Origin of the sequence: Cuspidothrix issatschenkoi CHARLIE-1 (genome assembly GCF_002934005.1) — a bacterium.
GTDB classification, from domain to species: Bacteria; Cyanobacteriota; Cyanobacteriia; order Cyanobacteriales; family Nostocaceae; genus Cuspidothrix; species Cuspidothrix issatschenkoi.
The window spans coordinates 1-2,807 of sequence record NZ_PGEM01000192.1; the positions used below are offsets into that span (position 1 = coordinate 1).

Below are 2,807 nucleotides of genomic sequence, written 5' to 3' on the forward strand. Positions count from 1 at the left end.
AACTTTTTGGTTTACTGCTAGATAAGCATGAACAGCACGCAACCCAGCCCTATCTCCAAAAAATCCACTCAGAGAAATCACACCATTAATTAATAACAGTATCAACACCACTGAACCTGTCCAAAAATGAGGACTTTCCAACAAAGGTTTTTTCTGCATCACCAGCGACAAAATCCCACCAGTATATCCCCCCGCCAAAAATACAAACAACCAAGGAGCTAATTGACGATGAGCATTACGGCTTTGAGTTGCCGCCTCCTTATCCTTACCCTCCAGCAACTTACCACGCCAACCCGTCACACCCACAAAAGTTCCCACCACAAAAATCACAATCCCCATCATCGCTGGATGTCCCCAATGCACAATCACTTCAGGAACACCCAAAGAACGAAACCAGGCTGCAATGGGTTCTAACAGTTGACTCAATCTTTCTGCCATCTTCTCTACCAACGTAGCCAGTTGCGTAAGTCCTGTTAACCTATGGAAGACGTAAGTAGTTTAACCAATGATTAATAATACTAGAAATTTTTATGATCTCTATCTATGATCAACATAAAAAATTCATTTTCCGTCATTAAACCCTAATTATTAAGAAAATTTAAAAAAATCTCATTTCTTTTAAAGATTAAGTAATACTATCGGCAGTAGTCAATAAATTGACAATCAATCAAATACAAAAAAACTTGCCAATGCACAGAGATTTTAACATGAGCATAAAGTAAAAAGTTATCAAATAGACCATCTTAAATTTTGCTTACCCATAAAACACCAAAGAGAGCAAGATGGTATCAGCAGACAATTTTCTGTTGTTAAAAGATGTCTACAAGACTTGGAATTTATGTTTTTGTTTTTTGGCGTTGCTGATTTGCTAAATTCATACTTAGTTTCAGTAACGCCTGTTTTTTCAACTTTAAAAGAGAGTCAATCAAGCAATGATAGAGATCAATTTTGAACCTAAAGCCACTAAATACAGTGCTAAAAATGCCTACTTATTAGCGCAAGCTGCTAAACTTGCCTACAAACCATCGAAGGATGTAGAACATACCGTCAAGAATGGGTGGAAAATGCCCAATGTTCGCTTTATTGATAAAAACGAAACTCAATGCTTCGTTGCTGGAGATGATGAAAAGATTATTATTTCCTTTCGAGGCACAGAACCCAGCAAAATGCAAGATTTGATGAGTGATATAAAACTTAGATTCACAGCGCACCCGTTAGGGAAAGTCCATCGTGGATTTTTGGCAGCCATTGATTATGCCTGGGGTGATACCATCAAAACCATTCAAGAATTTCAAACTCAAGATCAAACAATCTGGTTTGCAGGTCATAGTCTGGGCGCTGCTTTAGCTACATTAGGTGTAGCTAAAATGTACGATCTTAATCAACCAGTACACGGTTTATATACCTTTGGACAACCCCGCACTGGAGATACCAAATTTGCGGAAAGATTCGATGCCAAATACAAACTATCCAGTTTCCGCTTTGTTCACAATAACGACATTGTGACCCGTGTTCCCCTCAGTGCCATGGGATATAAACACATAGGCTCATTTTTGTATCTTGATGCCGCCAAAAACCTCCACAAAGATATCCGTTGGTGGAATGAATTTAAAGATAGAGTTAAAGGCTCAATAGAAGATTTAGGAAAACCCGGTCTTGATAACATCAAAGATCATGACATGGATGCTTATATCAAAGGCATTGAGAAAAATCTGAATAAAAATCCTTTTGCATAGCATAACTCTTGCAAAAAAAGCAACAGCACCTAAAATTTTGTGCGTTACCAATTTAAACTGGTAACGCCAACTCCCATTTCTATCTTATAGCCACAGTATTCATCAGCAGTGGAAATCCCAGCTTTTCCCGTTGCTGAACATATAGATGAGCCACCTTTCTAGCCAAATGCCGAATCCTTGTAATATAACGAGTCCGTTCCGTCACAGAAATTACACCTCTGGCATCCAGCAAATTAAAAGCATGAGAACACTTAATTACATAGTCCAAACTCGGTAAAACCAGCCCTCGTTCCGTTAACTGAGTAGCTTCTTGCTCATATAAACCAAACAAAGTCAGCAACATCTCAGGATTCGACGCTTCAAAATTATAAGTACACTGCTCAATCTCACCCTGAAGATGTACATCCCCATAAGTAAGATCATCCGTCCACTGAATCTTAGTAATGGCCTCCACTTGCTGAAGGTACATCACCAACCGCTCTAAACCATAGGTAATCTCAATAGATACAGGACGGCAATCAATACCTCCACACTGCTGGAAATAAGTAAACTGGGTAATTTCCATTCCATCTAACCATACTTCCCAGCCAGTACCCCAAGCACCGACCGTTGCATCTTCCCAGTTATCCTCCACAAAACGAATATCATGATCTTCAGGACAAATCCCTAAAGCCCTTAAAGAATCAAGGTAAATCTCCTGAATATCATCCGGTGAAGGTTTAATCAACACTTGATATTGATAGTAATGCTGAAACCGGTTCGGATTTTCCCCATAACGTCCATCAGTCGGACGACGACAAGGCTCAACATAAGCCACAGACCAAGGCTCAGGACCCAAAGCCCTCAAAAAAGTATGGGGATTCTTAGTACCCGCCCCCTTCTCCATATCATAGGGCTGGGCAATCAAGCAACCACGATCTCCCCAAAACTGATGCAATATCGCTATTACTGACTGAAAATTCACTATCTACTTCTTCCTTAAGTCAACAATGTCTAACCCATTGTGGACTAAACCCAGCATTATGAGCAGGTTTCAACCAAATAAAAATCCACCCCAAAAAAAGATTGAAA

Annotated in this window: 3 protein-coding genes; 1 reads left to right on the forward strand and 2 read right to left on the reverse strand. The window is 39.7% G+C overall.

The window, feature by feature from the left end; genetic code table 11:
- Positions 1 to 438, reverse strand: a 438-nt coding sequence (locus CUN59_RS19685) for a DUF4079 domain-containing protein (RefSeq protein ID WP_104389424.1), incomplete at its 3' end; no start/stop codon positions are given.
- A gap of 494 nt (positions 439 to 932) precedes the next feature.
- Here CUN59_RS19685 and CUN59_RS19690 point away from each other — a divergent pair.
- Positions 933 to 1,736 carry a lipase family protein gene (locus tag CUN59_RS19690; protein ID WP_104389425.1) on the forward strand — a complete coding sequence of 268 codons (804 nt, stop codon included), beginning with the start codon at positions 933 to 935 and terminating at the stop codon, positions 1,734 to 1,736.
- Positions 1,737 to 1,815: 79 nt separating this feature from the next.
- Here CUN59_RS19690 and glyQ read toward each other — a convergent pair whose 3' ends face one another.
- A complete protein-coding gene (gene glyQ, locus CUN59_RS19695) occupies positions 1,816 to 2,700 on the reverse strand; it encodes a glycine--tRNA ligase subunit alpha (protein ID WP_104389426.1) in 885 nt (294 codons plus the stop codon).
- Positions 2,701 to 2,807 lie beyond the last annotated feature (107 nt).